General features: G+C 35.1%; 17 protein-coding genes. 10 read left to right on the forward strand and 7 right to left on the reverse strand.

The window, feature by feature from the left end; genetic code table 11:
- The first annotated feature begins 27 nt into the window (after positions 1-27).
- Genes QYS49_RS15285 through priA form a run of 3 tightly spaced genes read left to right on the forward strand, consistent with a single transcriptional unit; the run spans position 28 to position 5,547 of the window.
- A complete protein-coding gene (locus tag QYS49_RS15285; RefSeq protein WP_308348515.1) occupies positions 28-1,017 on the forward strand; it encodes a GSCFA domain-containing protein in 990 nt (329 codons plus the stop codon).
- On the forward strand, positions 1,001-3,028 hold the full coding sequence (locus tag QYS49_RS15290) for a thioredoxin domain-containing protein (protein ID WP_308348517.1): 2,028 nt from the start codon (positions 1,001-1,003) through the stop codon (positions 3,026-3,028). The genes QYS49_RS15285 and QYS49_RS15290 overlap by 17 nt, the downstream gene beginning before the upstream one ends.
- Positions 3,025-5,547 carry a replication restart helicase PriA gene (priA, locus tag QYS49_RS15295; protein WP_308348518.1) on the forward strand — a complete coding sequence of 841 codons (2,523 nt, stop codon included), beginning with the start codon at positions 3,025-3,027 and terminating at the stop codon, positions 5,545-5,547. The genes QYS49_RS15290 and priA overlap by 4 nt, the downstream gene beginning before the upstream one ends.
- A 92-nt stretch (positions 5,548-5,639) precedes the next feature.
- Here the strand turns inward: priA and QYS49_RS15300 are convergent, their stop codons facing one another.
- The 4 genes from QYS49_RS15300 to QYS49_RS15315 all read right to left on the reverse strand — a co-directional run bounded on the left by QYS49_RS15300 (position 5,640) and on the right by QYS49_RS15315 (position 15,151).
- Positions 5,640-5,831 carry an Fjoh_0651 family PID-CTERM protein gene (locus QYS49_RS15300; RefSeq protein WP_308348519.1) on the reverse strand — a complete coding sequence of 64 codons (192 nt, stop codon included), beginning with the start codon at positions 5,829-5,831 and terminating at the stop codon, positions 5,640-5,642.
- Positions 5,832-6,670: 839 nt separating this feature from the next.
- Positions 6,671-6,829: a hypothetical protein gene (locus QYS49_RS15305; protein WP_308348521.1), complete on the reverse strand. Its 159-nt coding sequence runs from the start codon at positions 6,827-6,829 to the stop codon at positions 6,671-6,673.
- A gap of 88 nt (positions 6,830-6,917) precedes the next feature.
- The gene (locus tag QYS49_RS15310) at positions 6,918-12,983 is read right to left on the reverse strand and encodes a T9SS type A sorting domain-containing protein (protein WP_308348523.1); all 6,066 of its coding nucleotides are present in this window, start codon (positions 12,981-12,983) and stop codon (positions 6,918-6,920) included.
- Between the two features lie 497 nt (positions 12,984-13,480).
- Positions 13,481-15,151, reverse strand: a complete 1,671-nt coding sequence (locus QYS49_RS15315; RefSeq protein ID WP_308348525.1) for an AMP-binding protein — start codon at positions 15,149-15,151, stop codon at positions 13,481-13,483.
- Positions 15,152-15,786: 635 nt separating this feature from the next.
- On the opposite strand from QYS49_RS15315, the gene sufB reads away from it, so the two are divergent.
- The 7 genes from sufB (at position 15,787) to QYS49_RS15350 (ending at position 22,438) form a co-directional block, all read left to right on the forward strand.
- A complete protein-coding gene (sufB, locus tag QYS49_RS15320) occupies positions 15,787-17,232 on the forward strand; it encodes a Fe-S cluster assembly protein SufB (RefSeq protein WP_308348527.1) in 1,446 nt (481 codons plus the stop codon).
- A gap of 50 nt (positions 17,233-17,282) precedes the next feature.
- Positions 17,283-18,038 carry a Fe-S cluster assembly ATPase SufC gene (gene sufC, locus QYS49_RS15325; protein ID WP_308348528.1) on the forward strand — a complete coding sequence of 252 codons (756 nt, stop codon included), beginning with the start codon at positions 17,283-17,285 and terminating at the stop codon, positions 18,036-18,038.
- A gap of 18 nt (positions 18,039-18,056) precedes the next feature.
- Positions 18,057-19,382, forward strand: a complete 1,326-nt coding sequence (gene sufD, locus QYS49_RS15330; protein WP_308348530.1) for a Fe-S cluster assembly protein SufD — start codon at positions 18,057-18,059, stop codon at positions 19,380-19,382.
- A gap of 349 nt (positions 19,383-19,731) precedes the next feature.
- Positions 19,732-20,970, forward strand: a complete 1,239-nt coding sequence (locus QYS49_RS15335) for an aminotransferase class V-fold PLP-dependent enzyme (RefSeq protein ID WP_308348532.1) — start codon at positions 19,732-19,734, stop codon at positions 20,968-20,970.
- 10 nt (positions 20,971-20,980) lie between these two features.
- Positions 20,981-21,424 carry a SufE family protein gene (locus QYS49_RS15340; protein ID WP_308348533.1) on the forward strand — a complete coding sequence of 148 codons (444 nt, stop codon included), beginning with the start codon at positions 20,981-20,983 and terminating at the stop codon, positions 21,422-21,424.
- A gap of 11 nt (positions 21,425-21,435) precedes the next feature.
- A complete protein-coding gene (locus QYS49_RS15345) occupies positions 21,436-21,777 on the forward strand; it encodes an SUF system Fe-S cluster assembly protein (RefSeq protein ID WP_308348534.1) in 342 nt (113 codons plus the stop codon).
- 244 nt (positions 21,778-22,021) lie between these two features.
- Positions 22,022-22,438, forward strand: a complete 417-nt coding sequence (locus QYS49_RS15350) for a BrxA/BrxB family bacilliredoxin (RefSeq protein ID WP_013453066.1) — start codon at positions 22,022-22,024, stop codon at positions 22,436-22,438.
- A 184-nt stretch (positions 22,439-22,622) separates the two neighbouring features.
- On the opposite strand, the gene QYS49_RS15355 is transcribed toward QYS49_RS15350, so the two are convergent.
- The 3 genes from QYS49_RS15355 to QYS49_RS15365 all read right to left on the reverse strand — a co-directional run bounded on the left by QYS49_RS15355 (position 22,623) and on the right by QYS49_RS15365 (position 26,210).
- Positions 22,623-24,266, reverse strand: a complete 1,644-nt coding sequence (locus QYS49_RS15355) for an amidase family protein (RefSeq protein WP_308348536.1) — start codon at positions 24,264-24,266, stop codon at positions 22,623-22,625.
- 109 nt (positions 24,267-24,375) lie between these two features.
- Complete coding sequence (locus QYS49_RS15360) at positions 24,376-25,362, reverse strand: polymorphic toxin type 23 domain-containing protein (RefSeq protein WP_308348537.1); 987 nt, start codon at positions 25,360-25,362, stop codon at positions 24,376-24,378.
- Between the two features lie 62 nt (positions 25,363-25,424).
- Positions 25,425-26,210 carry a DUF481 domain-containing protein gene (locus QYS49_RS15365; RefSeq protein ID WP_308348538.1) on the reverse strand — a complete coding sequence of 262 codons (786 nt, stop codon included), beginning with the start codon at positions 26,208-26,210 and terminating at the stop codon, positions 25,425-25,427.
- Positions 26,211-26,403: the final 193 nt, after the last annotated feature.

Genomic DNA, 26,403 nt, shown 5'->3' on the forward strand with positions numbered 1-26,403 from the left:
TTAAGAATCCATATAACTGGGGGAAAAATGGAATTAAAAACTACACTTGAAATAAAGCCAACTGAAGAAAAAATCCATCCGCACGATAGGATTACTTCTATTGGGAGTTGCTTTGCAGATCACATTGGCAGTCGCTTTGAAGAAATGAAAATGGATATATTAAGTAATCCTTATGGGATTATTTACAACCCGATTTCTCAGATGCGATTGATTAAAGCTGCATTAAATGAAGAAGATCTCAATGAAGAACACATCATTGAAAACCGGGATATTTACAACCATTTAGATGCACATTCAATTTTTGGAAAGAAAAATCTGATTGAACTTAAAGATGGAATTAGGGAAGCTTCTACAAAGCTAAAAGAGTATTTGGAAAGCTCTAAAGTTCTGATTTTAACTTTTGGCACCGCTTGGGTATATCGCTATGAAAAAACTCAACAAATCATAGCAAACTGCCACAAACTGCCCTCTCAAAATTTCCAAAAGGAATTACTTGAATTGGATGACATAGTGAATGAAGTTACTTCAACTTTAAAATTCCTCAAAGAAAGAAATCCTGCACTTAGAATAATATTGACTGTGAGTCCAGTTCGTCATATTAAAGATGGGATACCCGAAAACAGTTTAAGTAAGGCTATTTTGCGATTAGCTACTAATAAAATTAAGAAAGCCATCGACAAAACTTATTATTTCCCTGCATTCGAATTAATGATGGATGATTTAAGGGATTATCGTTTCTATGCTGAAGATATGATTCACCCGAATAATATGGCAAGAAATTTTATTTGGCAACGTTTTAGAGAAACCTTCTTTTCAGAACCGCTTTTTGCCTATTGCGATAAATGGCAATCTATTAAAAATGATTTAAATCACAGGGTTATGAATCCAGGTTCGGAAGAACATGTCCAGTTTTTAGAAGCCTTACAGAAAAAGTTAAACCGATTTTCGGTTATGGGCAATGTAGAAGAGGAAATAAAACATGTTGAAAAAGAATTAGAAAATGCCAAAAGCCAATAAACTCATTCACGAAAGCAGTCCTTATTTATTACAACATGCTAACAACCCAGTTGATTGGCAGCCTTGGGGAGAGGAAGCATTAAATCAAGCCAAAAAAGAGGACAAACTTATTTTATTAAGCATTGGCTATGCAGCTTGCCATTGGTGTCATGTGATGGAACATGAGAGCTTTGAAGATGAGGAAGTAGCCAATGTGATGAATGAGAATTATGTCTGTATTAAATTAGATCGTGAAGAAAGGCCTGATATCGACCAAATTTATATGGATGCCATTCAAAATATGGGCTTAAACGGAGGCTGGCCATTGAATATATTTTTGATGCCTAATCAGAAACCATTTTATGGTGGCACTTATTTCCCAAAGAATAAATGGCTAGAAATTCTAGACAAAGTTGCAATGGCTTTTCAGAGTAGCAGAAGCCAACTAGAAGAATCAGCTGACAAGTTCGCTCAAGCACTAAACGTAACAGATGGAGAAAGACTAAATTTAGGTGCTCTGGAAGCAGAAAAATTTGAACCCAGAATATTATCTGAAGCCTATCAAAAACTGAGTTCATTCTTCGATTGGGATAATGGCGGAACTTTGGGAGCTCCTAAATTCCCTATGCCTGTCATTTGGCAATTCCTCATGAAATACGCCTTCCACAGCCAAAATCCGGAAGCTAAAAAAGCATTAGAATTTACCTTAACTTCAATGGCTGATGGTGGAATCTATGATCAAGTTGGCGGAGGATTTGCTCGTTATTCTGTAGATGCGGAATGGTTTGCCCCTCACTTTGAAAAAATGCTTTACGATAATGGACAATTGATAAGCCTTTATGCAGATGCCTTTCGATTCACGAAAAATCCTTATTTCAAAGAGATATTTGAGGATAGCATAAGATTTAGCGTAAGGGAAATTATGGATTCATATTGTAGATTCTATTCTGCTTTAGATGCTGATTCAGAAGGTGAAGAAGGGAAATTCTATACATGGACTTATGATCAACTAATCAAAATATTAGGAGATGATGCCACATCAGTATTAAAATTCTACAATGTTAGTGAGACTGGAAATTGGGAAAATGGAAGAAATATATTATTCCGCCACAGCACTATTGAAGATTTTTGTAAGGCTGAGAAACTAGATGCTGAGAAATTTGAAGAACAACTTCAGTCTGCAAAAGATGAAATACTGAATGCCAGAGAAGAACGAATTAGACCAGCTATGGATGATAAAATTCTCACTGGATGGAATGCTTTACAAATGCATGGAATATGTGATGCCTATAAAGCACATCAAGATGAAAAGTACAAAGCCATAGCCCAAGACAATTTCGTTTTCTTGAGTGATTTTGTTTGGGATGGAAATCACTTATTCCGAAGTTTTAAAAATGATCAGGTAAAAATTAAAGCCTATTTAGAGGATTATGCACTCACAATCCAAGCTTCATTAGCTTTATTTGAGATTACGGCTGATTCAAAGGCTTTAGACTTTGCTGAAACTTTAGCAAATTATACTATCCAGAACTTCTATGATGAAAAGGAAAAACTGTTTTTCTATACAGATAGATTGAGTGAGGAGCTAATTGCAAGGAAAAAAGAGATCTTTGATAATGTAATTCCTTCTTCTAATTCTGTGATGATTGAAAATCTGCATTGGTTGGGAATCTTAAAAGGAAATTCTAGTTATACCGAAATATCAGAGCAGATGTTGAAACAAATTCAGCATTTATTGCCAAGAGAACCTAAGTTTATGGCAAATTATTCTTCAGCTTATGCTTTAAAAGCTTACAGAAGTTATGATATTGTGATTGTCGGAAAGAAAGCAAAAGAACTTCAAAAGGAATTGTGGAGTCATTATTTGCCCAATACTTTTGTAATGGCTATACCTGAAGAAAGTGACAAACAATTGGTTTGGAAAGGAAAGGAAATCATCAATACCAAAACTACCATATATGTTTGCGAGAATAATGCTTGTCAAAAACCTGTTTATTCTGTGGAGGATGCCTTAGATCAAATCAGAAAATGAGCCAACTCAACTTGAATACAATTGAGGAAGAAAGTTTGAGAAAAACCTTTTTTGTGCAGGTTTTATTACCTGTTCCCATTCCAAAAACTTTCACCTACCGTGTTCCACAGAAATATGAGGAACATATTCAAGTGGGTATTCGAGCCATTGTTCCTTTTGGTAAAAAGAAAATTATCACTGGTGTCATTAGTGCAATTCATCAAGATGCACCAAATGATTATGAAGCCAAGTATTTATTAGAATTGCTTGATGAATATCCAGTCGTCAGCAGACAACAATTTCAGCTTTTTGAGTGGATGTCGCAATATTATATGGCTACTGAAGGGGAAGTGCTAAATGTTGGACTTCCTTCGGGATTGAAATTAAGTAGCGAATCAAAAATCCAGTTAAACCCTGCCTTTCAATTAGAGCAATCGCCTTACATTTTTAGCCAAATTGAAGAAGTGGTTATAAACCTACTGAAAAAAGAAGGACTCCTCTCCTATGAGCAATTTGCCGAAATTACAAATACAAAACAGACCAGTGTTTTAATAAAAGATTTACTCAAGAAGCAAGTGATAATGCTTATTGAGCAAGTTCAAGAACGCTATAAACCTAAAACAGAGAAAAGATTAAGATTACAAAAAGATTGGCTTGATAAAGCTCAATTGAACAATTTAATGCAGCAGCTTGACAAAAAGCCCAAGCAGTTGGATGTGCTGTTGAAATATTTACAAGTAGTTCCCGTATTTAATGATAGCAGCAAAAATGAAATAGGTGTTGCTAAAAGCATTTTTAAAGAAGAGCAATTTTCAACCTCTTCAATTAATACGCTAATTAAAAATAAGATTTTTGAGGAATATGAAGTTATTACTTCTCGCTTAGACTACCTCAACAGACAAGAAAACCTTGACCATGAAATAACTTTAAGTCCAGCTCAAGAAGCTTGTAGAGATGAAATCAATACTATTTTTGCAGAAAAAGATGTAGCTCTTTTGCATGGAATCACTGGAAGTGGTAAAACAGAAATTTACCTTTCCCTCATTCGAGAAGTGATAGAAAGCGGATCGCAAGCATTGTTTCTACTTCCCGAAATTGCCATTACCACTCAAATGATTCAGCGTGTTCGTAAAATATTTGGTGATCAAGTGGGCATTTACCATTCCAAATTTTCTGATGCAGAACGAGTAGAAGTTTGGCAAGGTGTTGCAGAAGGTACTATCAATTTTGTGATAGGCGTTCGCTCTTCCATTTTATTGCCTTTTAATAATCTTTCCCTTATTGTTGTGGATGAGGAACATGAAAGCAGTTATAAGCAATATGATCCTGCTCCGCGCTACAATGCCAGAGATACAGCAGTTGTTTTAGCTAATATCCATAAAGCTAAATTGATTTTGGGATCTGCCACTCCTTCATATGAGAGTTATTATAATGCCAAAACTGGTAAATATGGCCTTTCAGTTTTAACAGAAAGATATGGAGAAGGCACTATGCCTGAAATTGAAGTGATTGATATGCGCAGGCAAAAAGCTAAAAAGCTGGTAAAAGATGATTATAGTCACAGCTTGCTAGCAGCTTTAGAATCAGAAATGAATAAAGGCAATCAAGCCATTATTTTTCAAAACAGAAGAGGTTATGCCCCTTATCTACAATGTGAGACTTGTGGATGGATTTCCGAATGTGAGAACTGCTCGGTTAGCCTAACTTATCACATGCATCAGCATGAGTTAAAATGCCATTACTGTGGCTATCGTCAAAAAAGTCCTAGTGCCTGCTTAAGTTGTGAATCTACTGCTTTGGTTATGAAAGGCTTTGGAACAGAGAAAATAGAGGATGATTTAAAACTTCATTTCCCGGATGTTAAAATCCAAAGAATGGATAGAGATACAACCAGGAAGAAATATTCCTATCAGCAGATAATAGAATCTTTTGAAAGTGGGGAAACTCAAATTCTAATCGGTACTCAAATGGTCACCAAAGGTTTGGATTTTGAAAATGTGAGTCTAGTAGGAATCGTAGATGCAGACAGAATGATGTATTACCCTGATTTTAGAGCACATGAACGTGCTTTTCAGATGATGCTTCAGGTTAGCGGAAGAGCCGGTAGAAGCCATAAAAAAGGCAAAGTTTGGATACAGAGTTTTCAAGAAAATCATCCCTTATTTAACTATCTTTTGAAATATGATTATGAAGGATTTTATGAACTGCAGCTTCAAGAAAGACATTCTTTCTTCTATCCTCCATTTTGCAGATTAATCAAGATTGTCTTAAAAGGTGCTCAAGCTGATTCAGTGCGAAATGGAGCGAGATTATTGTATGAATCACTAATTGGTAAATTGAGCAGTCAAAGAGTATTAGCACCGCATGAGCCTATGATTGCCAAAATCAGAAACATCTATCATATGGAGATTTGGATAAAATTAGAAAAGGGTTATCCACTGGAAAGCACCAAAAGCCAAATCAAAGCATCTGTGAATAAATTGCAGGAAAACAGTCAATTCAGGAAATTAAGGGTTGTTTTTGATGTGGATCCGCAGTAAAGGTTCTTTATTTACTTCAAACAGTTGTAAAATTTAAGCGTCAGACGGTTCCAACTGTCAGACACTATGCAAGTGGTGTGTGATTATCTGGTCTACTTCTTCTTATCATAAATCTTCTTCACTCCAAATAAAGCTCCAGCCGCTACCAAATACCCAATACCTGAGATAGGTACTGGGTTACTTTCGCCATCTGGATTTGGTGGATCTCCAGGTTGAGCACTTACAGAAAATGAGCCTATAAATAATAGGCATAATACTAAGGTTGATTTGATAGTTTTTTTCATCTTATAGTTCTTATTGATGAAAGCAACAGCGGTTCAAACTGCTGCTTATTAATTCAAATTCTATACTTCACCTTCCTGATCTCAAATGAATTCAATAAGTCCCTTCTAAAAAAAACGGATTGTTCACTATTCAATTTGCCTTATTATTGAATTTCCCAGACAATGTGTAAATCACAACTTCTACTTCATCGGAAATCCCAATTAATCTACCTTAGGACAAGGGGTAGTTTTAAGTATGCTGCAACCGGTATTAAGAAATTCTAGAATAAATGGATAAAAATCAGTTTCACTTAATTTAAAACGTAATTTTTTTACTTTTTTTCAACCGAAATTATCAAAATAAATTATTATTCATTTGACTTTACAAATAATACTAATACAAGCTATATCGTTCAACGGAACTATCAATACATAGTTCGATATTAAAATACCAAGAGAATAAAAATGACTTAATTGAATTAAAAAGCCTATTTCATATATTAAATTGTTAAATTATAAGTGTACCATTTTACAATATTTTTAAATATTAATATTTATATGAGAATATTCTAATTATGGATTTTAAATCGCAGGGGAATTATTGAAGAATTGCACCAGCCTTAGTGTATTTCATCTTGTACTATATGGATTAAACTTTCGTCTGACTGCTGGAATCGTCTGACTGATAAATGGTTTCCATCTTTGAGATTGGTGATAAGAGGATTCCAACATCTAAAGCCGATACTATATGAATGGTAAAAATACAAGGCATTAAAAAACCTTTCCCGAAGCTTTAAACTCCAAAAAAGGTCTTTCAAAATAATTTAAGAATTACTAGAGATTAAAAACCTCTGGTCGGTTCACTTTTTCTTATTATCGTATATCTTTTTTGCACCAAATGCAGCGCCAGCCGCTATCAGGTATTCAATACCTGTAATGGGCACAGGGTTGTCTGGTTCAGTAGGTGTACCTCCATCTCCCCCACCGCCTGGTTGAGCGCGTAAAGAAAAATACCCCATAAATAAAAAGCTTAATATTAAAGTCGATTTTATAATTTGTTTCATCTTGTAACCCCTATTCGTTTAAGCAACAGCTAGTTATTTAACACTATTGCTTGATAATTCTTTTAGTTATAGTTCCTTTTCCTGATTTCAATTGCAATAAATATGTTCCTTTGGAAAATTTAGACATATCAATTGATTGTTCTTTCTCGGAATTCAAATTCATTTTATCCATGAATTTTCCAGATAATGTAAAAATAGTAACTTCTATTTCTTTAATATTTTCCATATCAATTTTTAATACATCTTTAACAGGATTAGGATACAAATGAACAGCATTTGCTAAAGCTTTATTAGCATTCAATACCTCTTCACTAAATGTATAAGCATCACTTATTTTAGTACAATTAGCTTTGCTAACTTCAACGCTATATTCACCAGACTCTTGTGCTACTAATACTTTACCTCTTTCACCTTCTAAGATCTCTCCATTCAAATACCATTGATAACTGTCTCCTTCAACTGAACTCTCTAGTACATTGTTTGAAACCAAAATTCCTGGAGTTGCTAAATCAGTTACTTCAATTGTGAAATTAATAGTATTTACACCGCATCCATTTTCAGGAATTCCAGTCAGGGTATAAGTTGTGGTTTCTGAAGGAGTTAAGCTCAATGTTGAAGTGGATGATTCTGTAATCAAATCCTCACCTACATAAAGTTGATAACTATTCATAGCTACATTTGCTGATAAGTCGATAACAATACTCTCGTCCTTGCATACATTTTGATTTTCAACTTCCGAAATCACACCAGCTTCAAACAATTCAAATTCAACTATTTGATTAGCAGTGAGCGTTCCACATTTATCATCAAGAATATTGATAGTCATTGCATGATACCCCATTCCAAAAAGATCAGATGGCAAATTAAAGCTTAAAACATCTTCATTAGTTGCTTTTTCAGTTGCTATCATCGTTCCAGCATCCATCAATCTGTAAGTTTTTCCAGCTTGCGGATTAGTGATTTCTATATTTACCTGATCACCTGTACAAACATTAGGAGATTGAATTTCTAAATCAGGATTAATAGGTTCATAAATAGTAAGTACTGCCTGATTTGCAGATAATACAGCACCACAAGCTTCACCCTCTATTTGAATATCCAATTCATTTAATCCAACACTTAATTGAGATGGATTAAGATTAAATACTAATTCTCCTTTAGTTTCAGCAGTCAAACTGCTTATCTTTTGACCAGCTGACTGTAAGGTATAAATTTTTCCTGCTTGTGCATTCTCAATAACTACTGATGTATTAGCATCTCCACAGGTATTTTCAGTGATCAAGTTAAGATTGGTATTAATATTCTCCTCCACTTCAATTTGAATTGTTTGAGGAAATTCAAATTCTGCACATTCTCCATATTGAGCAATTACAGTAAATTTATTATTTCCTAAACTTAAATCAGAAGGAGGAATTGTCACAATCTGCTCACTTCCATCTCCGTTTATACTTTTTAATAATTTAGTACCCTTAAATATTTGATACTCTACTCCTGCTTGGCTGCTAAAGCTTAAATCAGAAGAAGATTTCAAACAAGTGTTATTTGCTGAAAAAGTAATGCTTTCATCAATAACAAGATCCTGTACTTCAATCTCCAAGTTTTGATTTAAAGTACCACTTTGACAACCATCTTTACTCGCTGCAATTGTGAATTGGTTCAAACCTTCTACTAGTTCAGTAGAATTTATAAATCCTTGATAAATATTGCCATTTCCTACAAATGATTGAATAGTATCCGCATCATTTAATACATCATAAGATGCATTAACCTGAGTAGCTACACTAAAGCTTGCTTGATTTGCTTCTTTACAGATAGTAGAACCTTCTACTGCATTATTTAAAGTTAAAGACTCAGAAACTTGCACAGAAGCATTTCCAACTTTAACTGTATCACATCCAGCAGCAAAAGCTTTAATCTCAAAATCATTATTAGCTTCACCTAAAAATTCATTTAAAATTTCTATGCTTAATTCAGTACCTGTTCCTTCTGCTGAAGCAACTATTTCTTCCCCACTATAAACTAAGTAATTAGCAAAGACATCTGATTGAAGTAAATTAATCACTGCATTTTCTGAAGGACAAATATCTTCTGATTCTACAGCCACTTGACTTAGGCTTTCATTGCTGTTGATTATTATTTCAAATCTGGTAGAGCCCTTAGAAGCAGCATCCGAGTTAACAGTAAATTGCAAAGAGTTAGAAGAACTCAATTCTAAGGTTTGATCTAAATAATGATCATACAACTCAATGCTTTTAGAACTTAAATTTTGCACGCCTTCGAACCTCAATGTATATTGCTTAGAATTTACCATCTGTTCAAGATTAATGAAAATGCTGTTTCCACAGGTACCAACATTTTCAAATGGTACTCTATTTACTTTCACTACTTTCCCATCAGCAGTCATAGTAGAAATAGTTTCGTAATTATTAAATAACCTACTAGCATCCTCTACGCCATTATAATCAAAAGTTGCACCTTCTTTTAAACCTATATAAGTATAATCTACATAGCTACCATTATCTAAGCCCACCTTAAAAATTTGATCAGGCTCAGTAGTTCGGTAAAAACTTTTAAAAGTAGAAACCTTATCCTCCTCGTCAAAAGTTATGGAACCACCAGCTCCACCATTTGGTAAAGAACGAAGAAAAAATGCCTGTCCTTGAGGAATGGTTGCATTTGATCCACTAGTCAAAGCTTCCCAAGCTCCGGCACCAGGATTCCAAAGCCAACCATCAATTTCCGTATTGTCAGTAAAAACCAAATCCCAATTAATGGCAGAAGGATACGGGTTACCTATTAAATGCCAGCCTTCATCTTCGACTGGGATATTGCCATTAGCTGTATAAGGTAATGGCTTTGTTACTGAACCTGTAAAAACAGTACCAGTAGTGGTAATAGTACCAGGGACATCACCTGCATAGGTAAACATAAAATATCCAGTACCATTCACAAATTCACTTGAACTGCTGCCAGAAGAACCAGGGAAAGCTGTATAACCATTTGAAAAGTCACCTGCTGCTGATTGATCATATGATAAAATCGATGCATTACCATCCCCTTTTCCCCCTGTGGTAGAAGCCCCCGTAAAACCACCTGTAACTGCAAAACCTGAAGCTTGAACTTCACCCACAGTTGCTCCAGTAACAGGAAAACCAATCATATGAAAACCTTTTCCGTCACCACTTCTTACATTATATACAGCTCTTTCAACATTCAAAATACCTGATAAGGTTGCATCACTAGGAACTGCGGCAATATAAGCGTCTTTTGTTTGTGTTGACTTTAAGGTCATTTCCCCTGATCCAGCAGCACCATCAAAATCTATAGTTGTACCTGCTCCCACGGTCAATGCATCTGCTATCGTTACACCTGCAGCGTTTTCATTTGCAATTGCTACTCCACCGCTAACATTAAGCGTGTATAATTCAAAAGCACCGGTACCTGCTATGTCCCCTGTACCTGTCATATTGACTATACCTGAATTATTATTGAATGTACCGCCACTATTTACCGTCAAACCACCAGATAAGTTAAGCGTAGAAGGGGCATTAAAAATGCCATCCACCTGTATGCTAGCAAAAGTTGGAACAGTACCGGAAATAGTAGTATTCCCACCAAAAATAACAGTACCACTATTGGCATTAAATGAACCATTATTGGTTAAGTTACCATCTATCTCTAAAGCCTGAGTAGCTGAAGCCGTTACAACACCACTTGTGCCTATGGTAAAATCATTAACTGTAATTGGATTAGACCCACCAAGTTGAGAAGTGGCATTAATAGTTAGAGTTCCAGCTGAACTGTTTAATACACCATTATTTGTGATATCACCATTTACAGTTAAACTAGAAGCGGGGTTAAATGTCCCATTAACTGTTATACTTCCGAAAGTAGGATTATTAGACCCTGTAAGATTAGTAGTGCCATCAAAAGTAATAGTAGAGTTATCTAAAGTTGATCCTGCATTAGCAATCAAATCACCATTCAAAGAAATAGTATTAGCTCCAGCATTGAATTCACCATTTGTAAAAGTCAAACTACCATTAGCAGTAAAATCATTTAGAACTGTTAAAACACCTGTACCTCTTTTTTCAATATTATTTATAGCAGTTGCAGAATTAGGCAATTCAGCACCAGTGCTAATAGCTGAACTGTGATTATAAATCAAGTTATAACTACCTACAGGAGTTAATGCATTTGTAAGCGAACCATTTGTTCTTCTTTCTACAGTACCTCCATCAGCAATACTAATGGCTGTACCATCTAATGTTCCAGAAAACAAATTAAGGTTAGTTGCAGTAAAGTTGGATGATGCTGTATTTAAAGTAGTTGAAGCTCTGTCCATAGTAATGGTATTAATATCACCTGAAACAGAGAGCCCAGCTGGAAGAGCACCTGCGCCATTAATGATTAAAGATGAAGTAGCATTTGAAACTAAAGTACCTCCTGTTTGTTCAATATTACCGCTAAGCGTTAAAGTATTTCCATTGAGTAATAAATCGCCTGCTGTTTGTGTGAAGCCATCTGTTGCTTGTGTAGCTCCACTTACGGTTAAATTTCCATCTAATGTAACTGAACCAGTAGATGTTCGATTAAGAGTAAAATTTTGCAACTCTGACGTGCCTACAAAACCTAAAGTACCAAAAGCACCAGTGCCGCCAATTGCTAAATTAGATAAGGAAGTAACAGATAGACCTCCACTGGTAGTTAAAACTGTACCATTTAATGTTAATGTACTTGAACCTATATTAAGTGTACCCGCTGTAAAAGTCAATGTTCTACCCGAACTTATTGTAAGATCAGAATTCATATCTACCCCTCCCCCTGAATTATTAATGATTAAATTCACACCAGAAGGAGGAAAACCATTACCTAGGGATTGTGTTGCTGTTCCATTGTATTCTATGGTAGAACCTGTATTGAATGTTCTTGTTCCTGCTACCTGAATGACTCCTGAAGAAGAAATACCAGCTACGTTTGAGGTAATCAATTTTGAGCCAGCACCCAAATTAAAATCACCATCTCCTACAAATTCAGAACTACCTGCATCGACAACTGTAGAACCAGTTATTGAGTAATTTAAAACTCCATTTAAAGTCCCACCCGTTCTTGAAAAAATGGACGTTGCACCAGATTGAAAATGCAGGGTTTTTGTTCCGGTTCCTGAATTTTGAATCGTACCTGAACTTTGACTAAAATTCCCACCTACGTATATATTAGTATTCCCAGACCCACCAAGCTCACCACCAAAATCATATGTTCCAGACCCGTTAACAATAAAATTATTTACTATATTGAAATCAATAGGAGCGTCCTCTGCAAAATAAGTACTACTTGAAGAACTTAAAATAAAATCATTTCCGATATTGTAGGTAACTGCAAGGTCTAAATTAAAGTATACAAATGAGTTCCCATCTACTTGAAAATTTCCATCAATGTTAATAGTGGAGGATGCAAAATCAGAAATTGACAAAGAACCAGTCCCTGTAGAAGATATATTTAAATCTCCATCCACATTATTTAAATTTCCACCTAAATTTAAGAATGCAGTGGTCATATTAGGACAGTTCCATGTGAAGTTGAAAAATGGTTGCGTTAAATTAGTTGGAGGTCCATTACTTGAAGTAAATCCAACTATATTAACATTACTATCAGTGCTCCAAGTTGCAATTGGAATTGCACCTTCAGTAGTTGTAAAATTATGATTATAAGCAGAATTTGCTAAAAAGGTCATTTTACTAGTTGTTGCGCCAGATATTATTGAACCTTGATTTGCTTGAAAAATGCCTGAAACATTTAACTTCCCTGTACTTCTGCCATCTGTTTCTAATATAAACGTACCATTATTTATCAAGGTAGTTGATGAGGAAATATTAATTGTATTTCCTGCTGCTATTGTAACGGAGAAACCGCTTTGAAGCTCTATCAAATTTTCAGTACCATCAGGAAAATTAGCATTGTTGACCCACGTACCGCTAACGAACTCCTCCCAAGTACTACCAACATTCCAGTTCCCATCTGCTCTACTTCTAAAATCACCTTCAGATTGACCTGATGTAAAATTAACAACCCCAACAAAAAACAATATCGAAAGTAAAAATCTTTTCATATACATTAACATTTAAATACTTAGGTAGCTAAGTTACTCACCCTCAGTATCTGACATTTCAGTTTTCAAAATTACAAACATATTTACATAAAAGGTAAGCAACCGACTACAAAAACTTACATTTAATCGAAAAATACTTAAAATTAAGTATTTCACTGTTGTTTATCATTTAAAAGACATACGAAACAGGAAAAGGGTTGGATTGGTTCACGTGTTGAAGTGAGGATGTTTTTAAGTGATTAAGTTATTAGGTTTTTAAGTTTAGATGTTATCAAGTTTACATGTTGGAAAGTTCATGAATTAAACTCTAATGGCATTACAACTTATATTTCTCTTTATTTCAACCTTACTTCTTCTTTCGATAAACTGGAAATCTCTATCCTAGGATACAAAAATAGCTAATTGCAGTAACACCCGACACCCTATACCCTACAAAATGAAAAAGCTCCCCATCTCTGAGAAGCTCTTTCAATTATTAATTACTCAATTACTAATTACTAATTCTTTTCACGTAGATGTCTCCTAATAATCTTCCCAACATTCGATTTAGGTAATTCTTTCTCAAAAGAAACTGATTTAGGGCATTTATAAGCCGTTAAATTTTCCTTACAGAATTCTATCACTTCCTCTTCAGTCAAGCTTTCATCTTTCTTCACCACAAAAGCTTTCACTACCTCAGTGGATTTTTCGTCTGGAACACCAATAACGGCTACTTCTAGCACTTTTTCCATTCCAGCAATCACATCTTCAATCTCATTAGGATAAACATTAAAGCCAGACACGTTGATCATATCTTTTATCCTATCTACTATTTTAAAGAAACCGTCTGCATCTTGTACTCCAACATCTCCTGTACGGAACCACTCCTTATTAAAGAAAGTAGTTTCGTTTAGTTCTGGTTTATTCCAATATCCTGACATCACTTGAGGGCCTTTACCACAGATTTCACCCGGCTCTCCTAATGGCACCTCTTTTCCTTCTTCATCCATGATCTTCATATCAGTACTTGGAGTAGGCATTCCTATAGTGCCAATTCTTTCGGTTCCATCCAAAGGATTTACGCTTAATACTGGGGAAGTTTCGCTTAATCCATAACCTTCTACCAAAGGACCTCCAGTTAATTTTTTCCATTTCTCAGCTACAGATCTTTGCACTGCCATTCCACCACCAATTGAACCTTTCAAATGCGAAAAATCTACCTCTTTAATATTAGGTTGATTTAATAGTCCATTAAATAAGGTATTCACACCTGTCATCAAAGTAAATGGATGCTTTTTCAACTCTTTTATAAATGCAGGCATATCTCTCGGATTGGTAATCAAAATACTTTTAGCACCAATGCTAAACATTAAGATTCCATTTACCGCAAGGGCAAAAATATGATAGAGTGGAAGAGCGGTAATCATTTGCTCTTGAAGCCCATCCGTAAACAATGGCTTAAACCATTCTTTAGTTTGCATGGTGTGGGCCACTAAGTTTCGGTGAGATAATTGCGCTCCTTTACTTACACCTGTTGTTCCTCCAGTATATTGCAAAAACGCTAGGTCAGAAGGTTCAATTTCAGGTTTTTTGAAAGCATGATTCTTGCCTTTCTTTAAAACTTCTTTCCATTTAATAGCGGTAGGCAAATTGTAACTTGGCACCATCTTTTTGATGTTTTTCACAACAAAATTGACAATTCCCCCTTTTAATCCGCCTAACATATCTCCTAGCTGGGTGACAATCACAGTTTTAATTTCTGTCTCGTCCAAAACCTTCTCAAGATTGCTTGCAAAATTAGCTACAATCACGATAGCTTTAGCTCCAGAATCTTTAAACTGATGCGCCATTTCACGTGCGGTATAAAGTGGATTGGTTCCCACTACAATTACACCAGCTTTCAATGCACCTATCATAGCAATAGGATATTGTAAACAGTTTGGCATTTGAATGGCCATTCTATCACCCTTTTTCAAACCAGCCTCATTCTGCAAATAGGCAGCGAAATTATTTGATAATTCATCTACCTCAGCATAAGTCAATACCTTACCCATATTTTCATAGGCCTCGCTGCTCCCATGCTTTTGGAAGATTTCTTCAAATAATTCTGGGAGGTTTTTATATTGGTCAGGGTTTATCTCTCTCGGCACTCCTTTCGGATAATGATTGTACCACGGAAAATCGCTCATAGTCGTATATTTTGTTTCAATTAAATCGTTTCGGGTCGGAAATTACTAAAAAATATTATTCTTCCATAGAGCTATTTCAAACAACATTCATACACTTGTGATTAATTTAGCGAAATTATCTGTATATCAGAGGCTTATACTGTATAAGTTTTAAGTAGTAAGTTTTAGATATTAAGTATTTCAGCGATTTGAGAACAATGCACACTAAAATATGAATATCTGCCGCTTGTGTCTCGCGAATGGTAATTACTTGTTCCTCTTGAACTTTTACAAAAAGTTGTAAGAACAAGACTTAAAAAGAGTTTATTTTTATTTAATAGTTGATTCAAATTTTCCTAAAGTTTAAATTTAATATTGCCAATCAGCCTGAAATAAGGTCATTCCTCTGGAACTAAAGCAAATTCTCCAGTTATTAACTGAAAAATGGCGATGCTATTTAGGAAAGGACAATCTTCCTACTTCGAGCTTCCTACTTCCAACTTTCCACCTCAACACTCCCCCACCTCAAAACGTACATACTTTCAATAGCAAACATCTATACTTCTATCACTAAAAAATATAGGATTTTGGTAACATAAGCACACAAATTATGTTAGCTTTGTACCTTAATTGAAATTAGTCTAAATAATTCATATATGAGTAAAGACGATCAAATACTGGAAGAATTCGCCTCTAAGGAATATGAGCATGGTTGGACAGTAGATTTTGAAGCAGACTCAGCGCCTCCGGGCCTAAACGAAGATATAGTACGTTTTATTTCTGCAAAAAAAGAAGAGCCAGAATGGCTTCTAGAGTGGAGATTGAAAGCATATAGAAATTGGAGAAAAATGGCAGAGCCTAAATGGGCTAATGTTCATTACCCAAAACCCGATTTCGAAAATATAATATACTACTCTGCACCTAAAGCAAAGGATAAACCTAAAAGCTTAGATGAAGTAGATCCTGAAATGAGAAAAACCTTCGAAAGATTGGGGATTTCTCTAACGGAGCAAAAAAGATTAACTGGTGTTGCGGTAGATGCCGTAATGGATTCAGTTTCTGTTGGAACTACATTCAAAAAGCAATTAGGAGAATTAGGAATCATATTTTGTTCATTCAGTGAGGCAGTAAAAGAGCATCCTGAATTGGTAAAAAAATACATTGGTTCGGTTGTTCCTTCTAATGACAACTTTTACGCAGCTTTAAACTCAGCTGTATTCTCAGATGGTTCATTTTGTTATATTCCAAAAGGAGTGAGATGTCCAGTTGAGCTTTCAACTTATTTTAGAATTAATGCTGCCAATACAGGTCAGTTCGAGAGAACTTTGATCGTGGCAGAGGATGATTCTTATGTGAGTTACCTAGAAGGTTGTACAGCCCCTATGCGTGATGAAAATCAATTACATGCGGCAGTAGTGGAGATTTACGCAGCTAAAAATGCTGAGGTAAAATATTCTACTGTACAGAACTGGTATCCTGGTGACAAAAATGGTAAAGGTGGTATTTATAACTTCGTAACCAAAAGAGGAATTTGCGCTGGTGATTACGCGAAAATTGCATGGACTCAAGTTGAGACTGGTTCTGCCGTTACATGGAAATATCCTAGCTGTATCTTAAAAGGAGATTATTCTCAAGGTGAATTTTACTCTGTTGCAGTTACTAACAACATGCAACAAGCCGATACAGGAACTAAAATGATTCATATCGGGAAAAATACCAAAAGTAGAATCGTTTCCAAAGGGGTTTCTGGAGGTAAAAGCCAAAACTCATACAGAGGATTGGTTGAAATTCATAAAAGAGCTGAGAATTCAAGAAACTTCTCTCAATGTGACTCTTTATTAATGGGTGACAAATGTGGAGCGCATACATTCCCATATATAGAAATCAAAAACAAATCTGCGCAAGTAGAACATGAGGCAACCACCTCAAAAATTGGTGAAGACCAGATTTTCTACTGTCAGCAAAGAGGAATTGATGAGGAAAGTGCTGTTGCATTGATTGTGAATGGTTACTGTAAAGAAGTATTGAATAATCTACCAATGGAGTTCGCAGTTGAGGCACAGAAATTATTAGCCTTAACTTTGGAAGGTTCTGTTGGGTAAACAATACAAGGAAATAGAAGAATAATTTTTTGAAATAAGCATATATCATAATGTTATCAATTAAAAATTTACATGCCTCAATTGAAGGCAAAGAAATATTAAAAGGCATCAACTTGGAAGTGAAGCCAGGTGAAGTTCATGCTATCATGGGACCAAATGGTTCTGGAAAAAGTACTTTAGCTTCTGTTTTAGCAGGTAGAGAAGATTATACAGTGGATTCAGGTGAAATCACCTTCAAAGGAAACGATTTATTGGAATTAGAGGCAGACGAAAGAGCTAAAGAAGGTGTTTTCTTAGCATTTCAATATCCAATTGAAATCCCAGGTGTTACAACAACCAACTTTATGAAAACGGCTTTGAACAAAATTCGTGAGCATAAAGGATTGGAGCCATTAGACGCTGTTTCTTTCTTGAAAATGATGAAAGAGAAAATGAAATTGGTAGAAATTGACCAAGCTTTATTGAGCCGTTCTTTAAATGAAGGTTTCTCTGGTGGTGAAAAGAAAAGAAATGAAATCTTCCAAATGGCCATGTTAGAGCCTACCCTTTCTATCCTCGATGAAACTGATTCAGGATTGGATATTGATGCTTTGCGCATAGTTGCAAATGGAGTTAATAAATTAAAGAATGAGGATAATGCAACAGTCGTAGTAACACATTATCAGAGGTTATTGGATTATATCGTTCCTGATTTCGTTCATGTTTTATTTGACGGTAAAATCGTTAAAACTGGCGGAAAAGAACTAGCGCATAAGCTGGAAGAAAAAGGTTACGATTGGATTAAGGAAGAAGCAGGCGTTGCATAATTTTAATCAGCAATACATATGAGTAAATTGATTAAAGAAGATATAGATAAATTTTTCATCGGGCAATTTGATGCTTTTGAAAACTCTTTGAACGGAGAAAGTAAAAAGCCATTGCATGCCAAAAGGAAACAAGCCATTGATAATTTCAAAGCACTTGGTTTTCCTCACGCAAAGCATGAAGAATATAAATACAGTAATATAGCTAAGATTTTTGGAAAGCTTTTCAATGTTGAAAATCTGTCTGATGATAGTTTTTCACTAAGCTTAGATGAAGCTTCCAGATATTTTATTCCTGAGTTGGATGCCATTCGTTTGGTGTTCGTAAATGGAGTATTGGATAATAAATTATCAGATATGGAGACACTCCCAAAAGGAGTGTATATCCAAGCGATCAAAACTGCAGCAGATGATTATGCTGAAGATTTTGAGAAGCATTTCAACACACATGAAATCGAAGGCGCTGATAATTTTTCTGAATTGAATACGGCTTTCACCAATGGTGGGGTTTTCGTTAAGATAGAAGCCAATGCTGTGGTTGAAACACCAATAGCTTGCTACTATTTTAATGATGCGAAAAATGCAGATGTTATCAGTCAGCCGAGAAATTTGGTAATTGCTGAGAAGAACAGCCAAGCTTCATTGATTGAGTCTTATGTTACTTTAGGTGAAAATACAAGTTTTACCAATGCTGTAACTGAGATTGTGGTGGAAGACGATTGTGTTTTCAATTACTATAAATACCAAAATGAATCTGATCAGGCTATTCAAGTGGGTGCCACTATGGTGCATCAACTAGGAAAGTCTGTTTTTAATGGCGTTACTTTAAGTTTAAATGGAGCCATGCTTCGAAACAACTTAAACATTGCCATACATAAGGAGCATTCAGAAACCAATATGTACGGATTGTATCTATTGGACGGAAAAACTCATGTTGACAATCATACGGTAGTGGATCATAAAGTACCGAATTGCGAAAGTAATGAGATGTACAAGGGTATTTTGGATGGTCAATCAAGAGGTGTTTTCAATGGTAAAATATTTGTAAGGCAAGACGCTCAGAAAACAAACGCATTTCAATCAAATAGAAATGTTGTGCTTTCTGATGATGCTGAAGTGGATACTAAACCACAATTAGAGATTTGGGCAGATGATGTTCAATGTTCTCATGGTGCCACAGTAGGGCAATTGGATTTAGACCAATTATTTTACTTAAGAGCCAGAGGAATTGACAAGCAAACAGCAAAATCAATGTTATTGAATGCTTTTGCTTCAGATGTTTTAAGCAACATTAAAATAGAAGCTTTCAGAACTTTAATTGAAGGCAAGATTAACGAGAGATTATAAACATTCTATAAACGGAACACACCTACCATATCCCCTTGAGGGGATTATAGGGGTGTTTTAATAGAGTGGATTACAATACTATTTAGTTAAGAGAATTCCTTTAACAAATTTTTCGCTATAGCGAAAAACCCTTTGTTTTCTTTTGTCTCTTTTGTGGTTAAAAAGCAAAGTTTGTAAGTAAATACTATCGAAAGCATATTCCAACCACAACTTGTCCCGTATTTATCGGGAAAAGAAACAAGAGAACACAATAGAAAATAACCTTGGTTATTTTTGTATTTTATTAAAAGATGAGGTTTCAAAGCTAGAGGTTAAAATATATAGATCATAGAATTAAATTCAGCTTAATATGAGCACAGCAGTAGCACCAAAATTAGATATTCAAAAAACCAGAAAAGACTTTCCCATCCTTGAGCAAAAGGTGAATGGTAAGCCTTTGATCTATTTTGACAATGCTGCTACTACTCAAAAGCCAAAGCAGGTTATTGAGGCTATCTCTGAATATTATGAAGGTTACAATGCCAATATTCACAGAGGCTTACATTCATTAGCCGAAAAAGCAACTACAGCCTTTGAAGAAAGTAGAACGGTTTTTCAAAAGTTCATCAATGCTGCAGAAGTAGAAGAAGTTATTTTCACCAAAGGTACTACGGATGGAATCAATCTGATCGCCAATGCTTACGGAAGAAAATTCCTTCAAAAAGGTGATGAAATTTTAATCACAGCCATGGAGCATCATTCTAATATAGTGCCTTGGCAAATGATAGCCGAAGAAAAAGGTGCTATTTTGAAAGTTGTTCCTGTGAATGCCAAAGGTGAAATTTCACTTGAGGATGTGGATCAACTGATAACTGATAAAACTAAGATTGTATCGGTAGTGTATGCTTCTAATTCATTAGGGACTGTTAATCCTGTTAAAGAAATTGCAAAACTGGCGCATTCTAAAAATGCTGTAATGGTAGTCGATGGAGCGCAAGCTTCCTCTCATTGCAAAGTGGATGTACAAGATTTGGATTGTGATTTTTATGCAACCTCTGGTCATAAAATGTACGGCCCCACAGGTTGTGGAATTCTTTACGGTAAAAGAGCCATTTTAGAAGAAATGACGCCCTATCAAGGCGGTGGGGAAATGATTCAAAATGTGAGTTTCGAGAAAACCACTTACAATGACATTCCTTACAAATTTGAAGCTGGCACACCTAACATAGCTGATGTAGTAGCATTGAAACATGCTGCTGAATACATTGATGCTCTTGGAAAAGATAATATTATGGCTCATGAACAAGCCTTGACCCAACATGCTCATGATAGATTATCAGAAGTTCCAGGTATTAATTTTTATGGTACCGCAGCAGATAAGGTAAGTGTAGTTTCTTTCACAATCAATAACGTGCATCCATATGATGCTGGAATGATGCTGGATGCAAAAGGAATTGCAGTGAGAACTGGACATCATTGTACACAACCTTTAATGGATCATTTCGGAATTGAAGGAACGATTAGGGCTTCCTTCTCTGTTTACAATACAATAGAAGAAATTGATTTTTTTGCAGATTCATTAAAAGATATAGTAGCAAAATTTAGCTAAAAATTAGTCAATGGCTGATAATACAATCAACACAAAACAAGACGAAATAATTGAACAGTTTTCCATGTTGGATGGTGACATGGAAATGATGATAGGTTATTTGATGGAACTTGGTGAAAAGCTTCCTGAAATGCCCGAATCATTAAAAACTGAAGATAATATAGTAAAAGGTTGCCAATCGAAGGTATGGTTAACTGCAGAAGAAAATGAGGGGAAACTTCATTTTCAAGCAGATAGCAATACCGCCATTACAAAAGGATTGGTAAGCTTATTAGTTTCTATTTTGAACAATGGAAAAATAGATGATGTCTTAAATGCAGATTTATATTTTGTCCATAAAATAGGGATGAATCGTTTTATCGGGACGCAAAGATCAAATGGATTTTTATCCATGATTAAACAAATCAAAATGTATGCGTTAGCGTATAAAACAAAATTAGAAAACGAAGCTTAAATTGATGCATTATGTCAGAAGAAACAAAATTTGAAAAGAAAACAGAAGTACCCAATTTAAGAGATAAAGTGCTGGAAGCCATCAAGTCAGTTTATGACCCGGAAATTCCAGTTGATATTTACGAATTGGGCTTGATATATGAAGTAAATGTATACCCAGTGAATAATGTATATATCCTGATGACTTTAACTTCTCCCTCCTGCCCTGCTGCGGAAGAAATTCCAAGTGAGGTAGAAATGAAAGTGAAATCTATTGAAGGAGTAAGCGATGTAAAGGTTGAATTGACATTTGATCCACCTTACTCTCAGGAAATGATGAGCGAGGCAGCGAAGCTGGAATTGGGCTTTATGTAGTAGAAAGTTAAAAGTTTGGAGTTGGAAGTAGGAAGTTGGGTGTAGGATGAGGGATGTTGGATCATTAGGTCGGTACCGAAGGTCAGACCAGAAGTAGCTTTAAATTGAAATAAATAGCGAAAAGAAGTTGGAAGCGTGAAGTTGGAAGTTAGAAGAAAATAATTGTACAAATAATAAATAGAAATGGTGAAAAATAGATATTTAGTCTAAAGTCTCATCATCTAAAATCTTAAATTGATAAAATATGTATCCTGAAGAATTAGTGGCACCAATGCGTGCAGATTTAACAGAAGTTGGTTTTGAAGAATTCAAAACAGCTGATCAGGTGGCTGAGCACCTAAAAGACCATAAAGGGACTTCTTTAATGGTTATCAATTCAGTATGTGGTTGTGCTGCAGGTGCAGCTAGACCAGGCGTTAAATGGGCAGTACAACAAAGCCCGAAGAAGCCTGATAATTTGACTACTGTTTTTGCTGGGGTTGACCAAGAAGCAGTTGCAAAAGCAAGAGAGTTAACAGCTCCTTATCCGCCATCGTCACCTTCTATCGCTTTATTTAAAGACGGTGAATTGGTTCACTTTGTAGAAAGACACCACATAGAAGGAAGAACTGCTGAGATGATTGGAAATCATTTGGTGCAGGTTTTTGAAGAGTATTGTTAAGAATAATTCTAGAACCTAGGTTCTAGAATAAAGAATTGAAATTTAAAAAAAGGTTGTTGGATTATTCCAGCAACCTTTTTTTTGTCTGGATAAGTGGTATAATGAAAATACAATATCAATTTAACTTCAATCCAAGCTCCTACCGTCATTCCTGCCTTCGCAGGAATGACGATCTTATCTAACATTACCTATAATCAGCAGGAATCTTTCTAGCCTTAGTCGCTTTTTCAAAAGCATAAGCAATTTTCAATAACTTCTCCTCTGAAAAAGGCTCCGCAATAAAGGTTATGCCTTTTGGCTGACCATTTTTCTCATAACCCATAGGAACCGTTAAAGCCGGATGATGAGCTACAGCTGCATATCCAGCGCTCCAGTTATTAATGGATAATACAGCATCCAAATTATTTTCATTCATCATGATTTCAAAATACCTTCTTCCTTCACTCATTAAGCGAGATTTCAAGCTGTCAAAAGCCTCCGCTGAAGTACTATCATTTACGATCCCTAGGAATCTGGCGTGGCCATAAGGGATTCGCGTAGCTGAATCTGCCAAATTAAAATCAATAATATCCTGAATGGATTCAAATTCCACACTTGGACCAGCGTAGTTTTCAAAATAATGAGGCAGATCAGCTTTCATATCTAAATTTAGCAAAGTAAGGAAACCAGATAAATCCACTTCTGGAGCTTCAACCTCAACTAACTCTGCACCTAGCTTTTCAAGTTGTATAATATTGGCTTTGTATAAAGAATCTTCCATAAAACCTTTCATCACGCCCAATCGCATACCTTCCAAATTGCTTTCTGTTAATGACTTCCAGTATTCTATATCAGGAGATTTCCCCATAGTTACCTTATCTTTAGCATCCTCACCAGTTAAAGCTGATAGCATGATGGCATTATCCATTACATTTCTGGTCATAGGGCCAGGTGTGTCTAAAGTGCTTGAAATCGGTACTATCCCTCCCCTGCTTAATAAACCAACTGTTGGTTTTAATCCTACAATTGAATTAGAACTCGATGGCGATAAAATAGAGCCTGAAGTTTCTGTTCCAATTGCTCCAGCTGAAAAATTTGCAGCAACTGCCGAACCACTTCCTGAACTAGAACCACCAGTATCGAACTCTCCTCTTCCATATGGATTTAAAGTTTGTCCACCGATAGCATTATATCCATTCGGACAACCATCACAAAGGAAATTAGCCCATTCACTTAAGCTGGATTTCCCTAAAATAATAGCGCCACTGTTTTCCAATCGCTTTACGATATGTGCATCATCCGTCATATTATATTGAAGTGCCACTGCTCCAGCTGTGGTAGGAATCCCTTCGAAATTGATATTGTCTTTTAATAAAATCGGCATTCCATAAATCGGATGAATATCTTCGGATATCTGCTCGTCTCTAGCAATTGCTTCTTGAACAGCATCCGGATTAATCGATATTATATTATTTAAAGTACTTAAACTATCATTTTCAAAAAGAACAATTCTATACAAATACCATTGGGTTAATTCTTTATAGCTTAGTTTTCCTTCAGATATAGCGTTTTGCATGCTCATCATATCTTGCTCAAGTACTAATGGCTTCAAACGCTCATAATCTTCGGCTGTAAAATCACTGATCTGAGGCTCAATTTGCTTCCATAAATCGTTTCTATCACTCACTTTTGACTGAATCAATTTATAGCGCATGTATTCTGATTCGTGCTCAGCATTTTTTGATATTATAGCAGTTTCATCATATGGGATCCATGTATCAATCTTTGTATCCGGCTTATTTTCACATGCCCAAAGCCCCAATATCAATAAGTAGTATAATTTTTTCATTATTATAATATTTCGGTGTTTAATAAAATCAGCTTTCAATATAGCTAATTTATAGACCTTTCTATTAGGACTATTTCAATTTTACAGGATTGGTAAATTCGCATGTTAATTAATAAAAATTAGGACTATTTAGAAAAATACCCCAATAAAACTGCCCTTCTCTTAGCTCTTGATTCTCTTTATAAAGAAATGAATTTCCATCCTGATCTACCATAGGAACATGACGGCTTTTTGCTGTATTCCATTTTCTGGGCCAAATGGGTAAGTCATGCATAAATTTATTTTGTATTGAATTCCTGATTTTTTCATGATCATATCCAACTGAAAATCTTATCTGATTTGCAAAAGGTAATTGTCTGGAGAAATCAATATCGAGAATTCCATGAGAGTATTTCCCGAAAGGCGTATCGCTTAAATCGAAATAGCCGTATCGTGAAAATTTAGATGAATTAATTCTTTTGGTATTTGGATGATCCTTATTGCCTGTCCAGAAAATGAATGAAGTAGCAATACTATGAATTGAGTCTTGATATCCAATTCGCATAGCAGCTGTTCTAAATTTATCGACTGATTTCGCTGCCAATAGATCATTCTCGTGATGCAGAAAAAAATGGCCAAAATTTAATCCTATTTCACCTGTGGGTTGGTTAGTATTCCACTTATTAAAATAGTATCGGTACTGATAATGGAATTCATAGAAAGCTTGACTGCTGAATGGAGAATTTATAATAGGTCGAAAATTAATAAGCTTTTCTTCAAATGCTGTGGCAAATTTTAATCCTACTATATGCTGAAATGACTTCTCATAATATCCCAAATCTTTAAAAGTATAAAGCAAATCATATCGAAAACTTATATTAGCATAGGATTGTCCTAAAGAAGTACTAAGATTTATACCTACTCTATTTTGATGAGAGCCAAATTGCAAACTTAACCCACCACGGAGGTAGTATTGTAAACTTTTACCCTCACTGTAGTGCTCTTGAGCAATTGCTGTATTAAGATAAACACTTAAAAATAAGAGTACGAAATAAAAGATGATTGTAGGCCCTGACCCTCCTTTTTTGGAAAAGGAATTTGATTTATTGAATATCATCTTCTTTAATGGATTGAGTAGATCGGCTATTTTCTCTTGCTAACTAAAAAAATAACCTTACACTAAAACTTATAATTAATCCCAGCGGTAAAGTTATAAATTGTTTGCGTTATGGGTACTATAGGCTCATCTTCATAAGACAAGGTAAAACTATTGTTGATTCCTAATCGCTCTGTAATTTTTGAATTGATATTGAGCTCAATGCTATAACGATTTCTCCAGAGCTCAGCATCACTGTCATAAGTAGTTTGATAGTAATTAATGGTATTTATATCCAGAAATTCATTTACGTCCCATCGGAAACCAATGTAATTAGTGGATTTCAAAAAGCTAACTTTCACCTCGTCCTCAGTATTTGGGATCATCCATGCTTCATATTCCCACATAATTCCCGGGCTAAAAAAGAAACTAAAATCCTCAGTTTTCACTAAATCATGTCTTAGGCCTACACCTGCAATCCAACGTGGAAATAAGCCTCTAAAATTGTCATATTGAAATTGAACAAAAGCTTCTGGGTGTACTCTCTTATCTTCAAACATACTATATCGTAAATGCTGAAAGCCAGTATTTAAAAATGGATCTTCATTAATCTTTAAGTAAGAAAAATCATTTATAAAAGCGAGTCGTGAATTTTTAAGGAATAAAGCAATGCTTGATTTTAAATTATATCCAAAAAATTCTACAGGTTCATTTGCAGCTGCACTTCTATTGTACATTGATAAACTAGCCGTCACATTCCCTTTGATCAAACTACTATCCTTTTCGATTTTAGAATTTTGGAGATTTAGAATTTGTGAAAAACCAAAATGTGAAAAACATATAAAAATGGCTAATATGAAATACTTCATTGAACGTTTTAATCTGATTACAAAGGACAAAGATTAGTATAAAATAAGCAGCTACAAAGCTTTCAAGTAACAGATGTGATATAAAATATTTATCTTTTTAAGTTAAAGAATTTTAAAATTCACAAAATATTATTTGGTTATTTTTAATAGTATAGTGATTTATCAAAAAAGTATTTATACCTTTGTGCAACAA

This window comes from Marivirga salinae (assembly GCF_030503855.1).
GTDB lineage: Bacteria > Bacteroidota > Bacteroidia > Cytophagales > Cyclobacteriaceae > Marivirga > Marivirga salinarum.

Coding starts and splice junctions, on each gene's coding strand:
- QYS49_RS15285 (WP_308348515.1), top strand. CDS start 28: ATGGAATTAAAAACTACACTTGAAATAAAGCCAACTGAAGAAAAAATC.
- QYS49_RS15290 (WP_308348517.1), top strand. CDS start 1,001: ATGCCAAAAGCCAATAAACTCATTCACGAAAGCAGTCCTTATTTATTA.
- priA (WP_308348518.1), top strand. CDS start 3,025: ATGAGCCAACTCAACTTGAATACAATTGAGGAAGAAAGTTTGAGAAAA.
- QYS49_RS15300 (WP_308348519.1), bottom strand. CDS start 5,831: ATGAAAAAAACTATCAAATCAACCTTAGTATTATGCCTATTATTTATA.
- QYS49_RS15305 (WP_308348521.1), bottom strand. CDS start 6,829: ATGGGGTATTTTTCTTTACGCGCTCAACCAGGCGGTGGGGGAGATGGA.
- QYS49_RS15310 (WP_308348523.1), bottom strand. CDS start 12,983: ATGAAAAGATTTTTACTTTCGATATTGTTTTTTGTTGGGGTTGTTAAT.
- QYS49_RS15315 (WP_308348525.1), bottom strand. CDS start 15,151: ATGAGCGATTTTCCGTGGTACAATCATTATCCGAAAGGAGTGCCGAGA.
- sufB (WP_308348527.1), top strand. CDS start 15,787: ATGAGTAAAGACGATCAAATACTGGAAGAATTCGCCTCTAAGGAATAT.
- sufC (WP_308348528.1), top strand. CDS start 17,283: ATGTTATCAATTAAAAATTTACATGCCTCAATTGAAGGCAAAGAAATA.
- sufD (WP_308348530.1), top strand. CDS start 18,057: ATGAGTAAATTGATTAAAGAAGATATAGATAAATTTTTCATCGGGCAA.
- QYS49_RS15335 (WP_308348532.1), top strand. CDS start 19,732: ATGAGCACAGCAGTAGCACCAAAATTAGATATTCAAAAAACCAGAAAA.
- QYS49_RS15340 (WP_308348533.1), top strand. CDS start 20,981: ATGGCTGATAATACAATCAACACAAAACAAGACGAAATAATTGAACAG.
- QYS49_RS15345 (WP_308348534.1), top strand. CDS start 21,436: ATGTCAGAAGAAACAAAATTTGAAAAGAAAACAGAAGTACCCAATTTA.
- QYS49_RS15350 (WP_013453066.1), top strand. CDS start 22,022: ATGTATCCTGAAGAATTAGTGGCACCAATGCGTGCAGATTTAACAGAA.
- QYS49_RS15355 (WP_308348536.1), bottom strand. CDS start 24,266: ATGAAAAAATTATACTACTTATTGATATTGGGGCTTTGGGCATGTGAA.
- QYS49_RS15360 (WP_308348537.1), bottom strand. CDS start 25,362: ATGATATTCAATAAATCAAATTCCTTTTCCAAAAAAGGAGGGTCAGGG.
- QYS49_RS15365 (WP_308348538.1), bottom strand. CDS start 26,210: ATGAAGTATTTCATATTAGCCATTTTTATATGTTTTTCACATTTTGGT.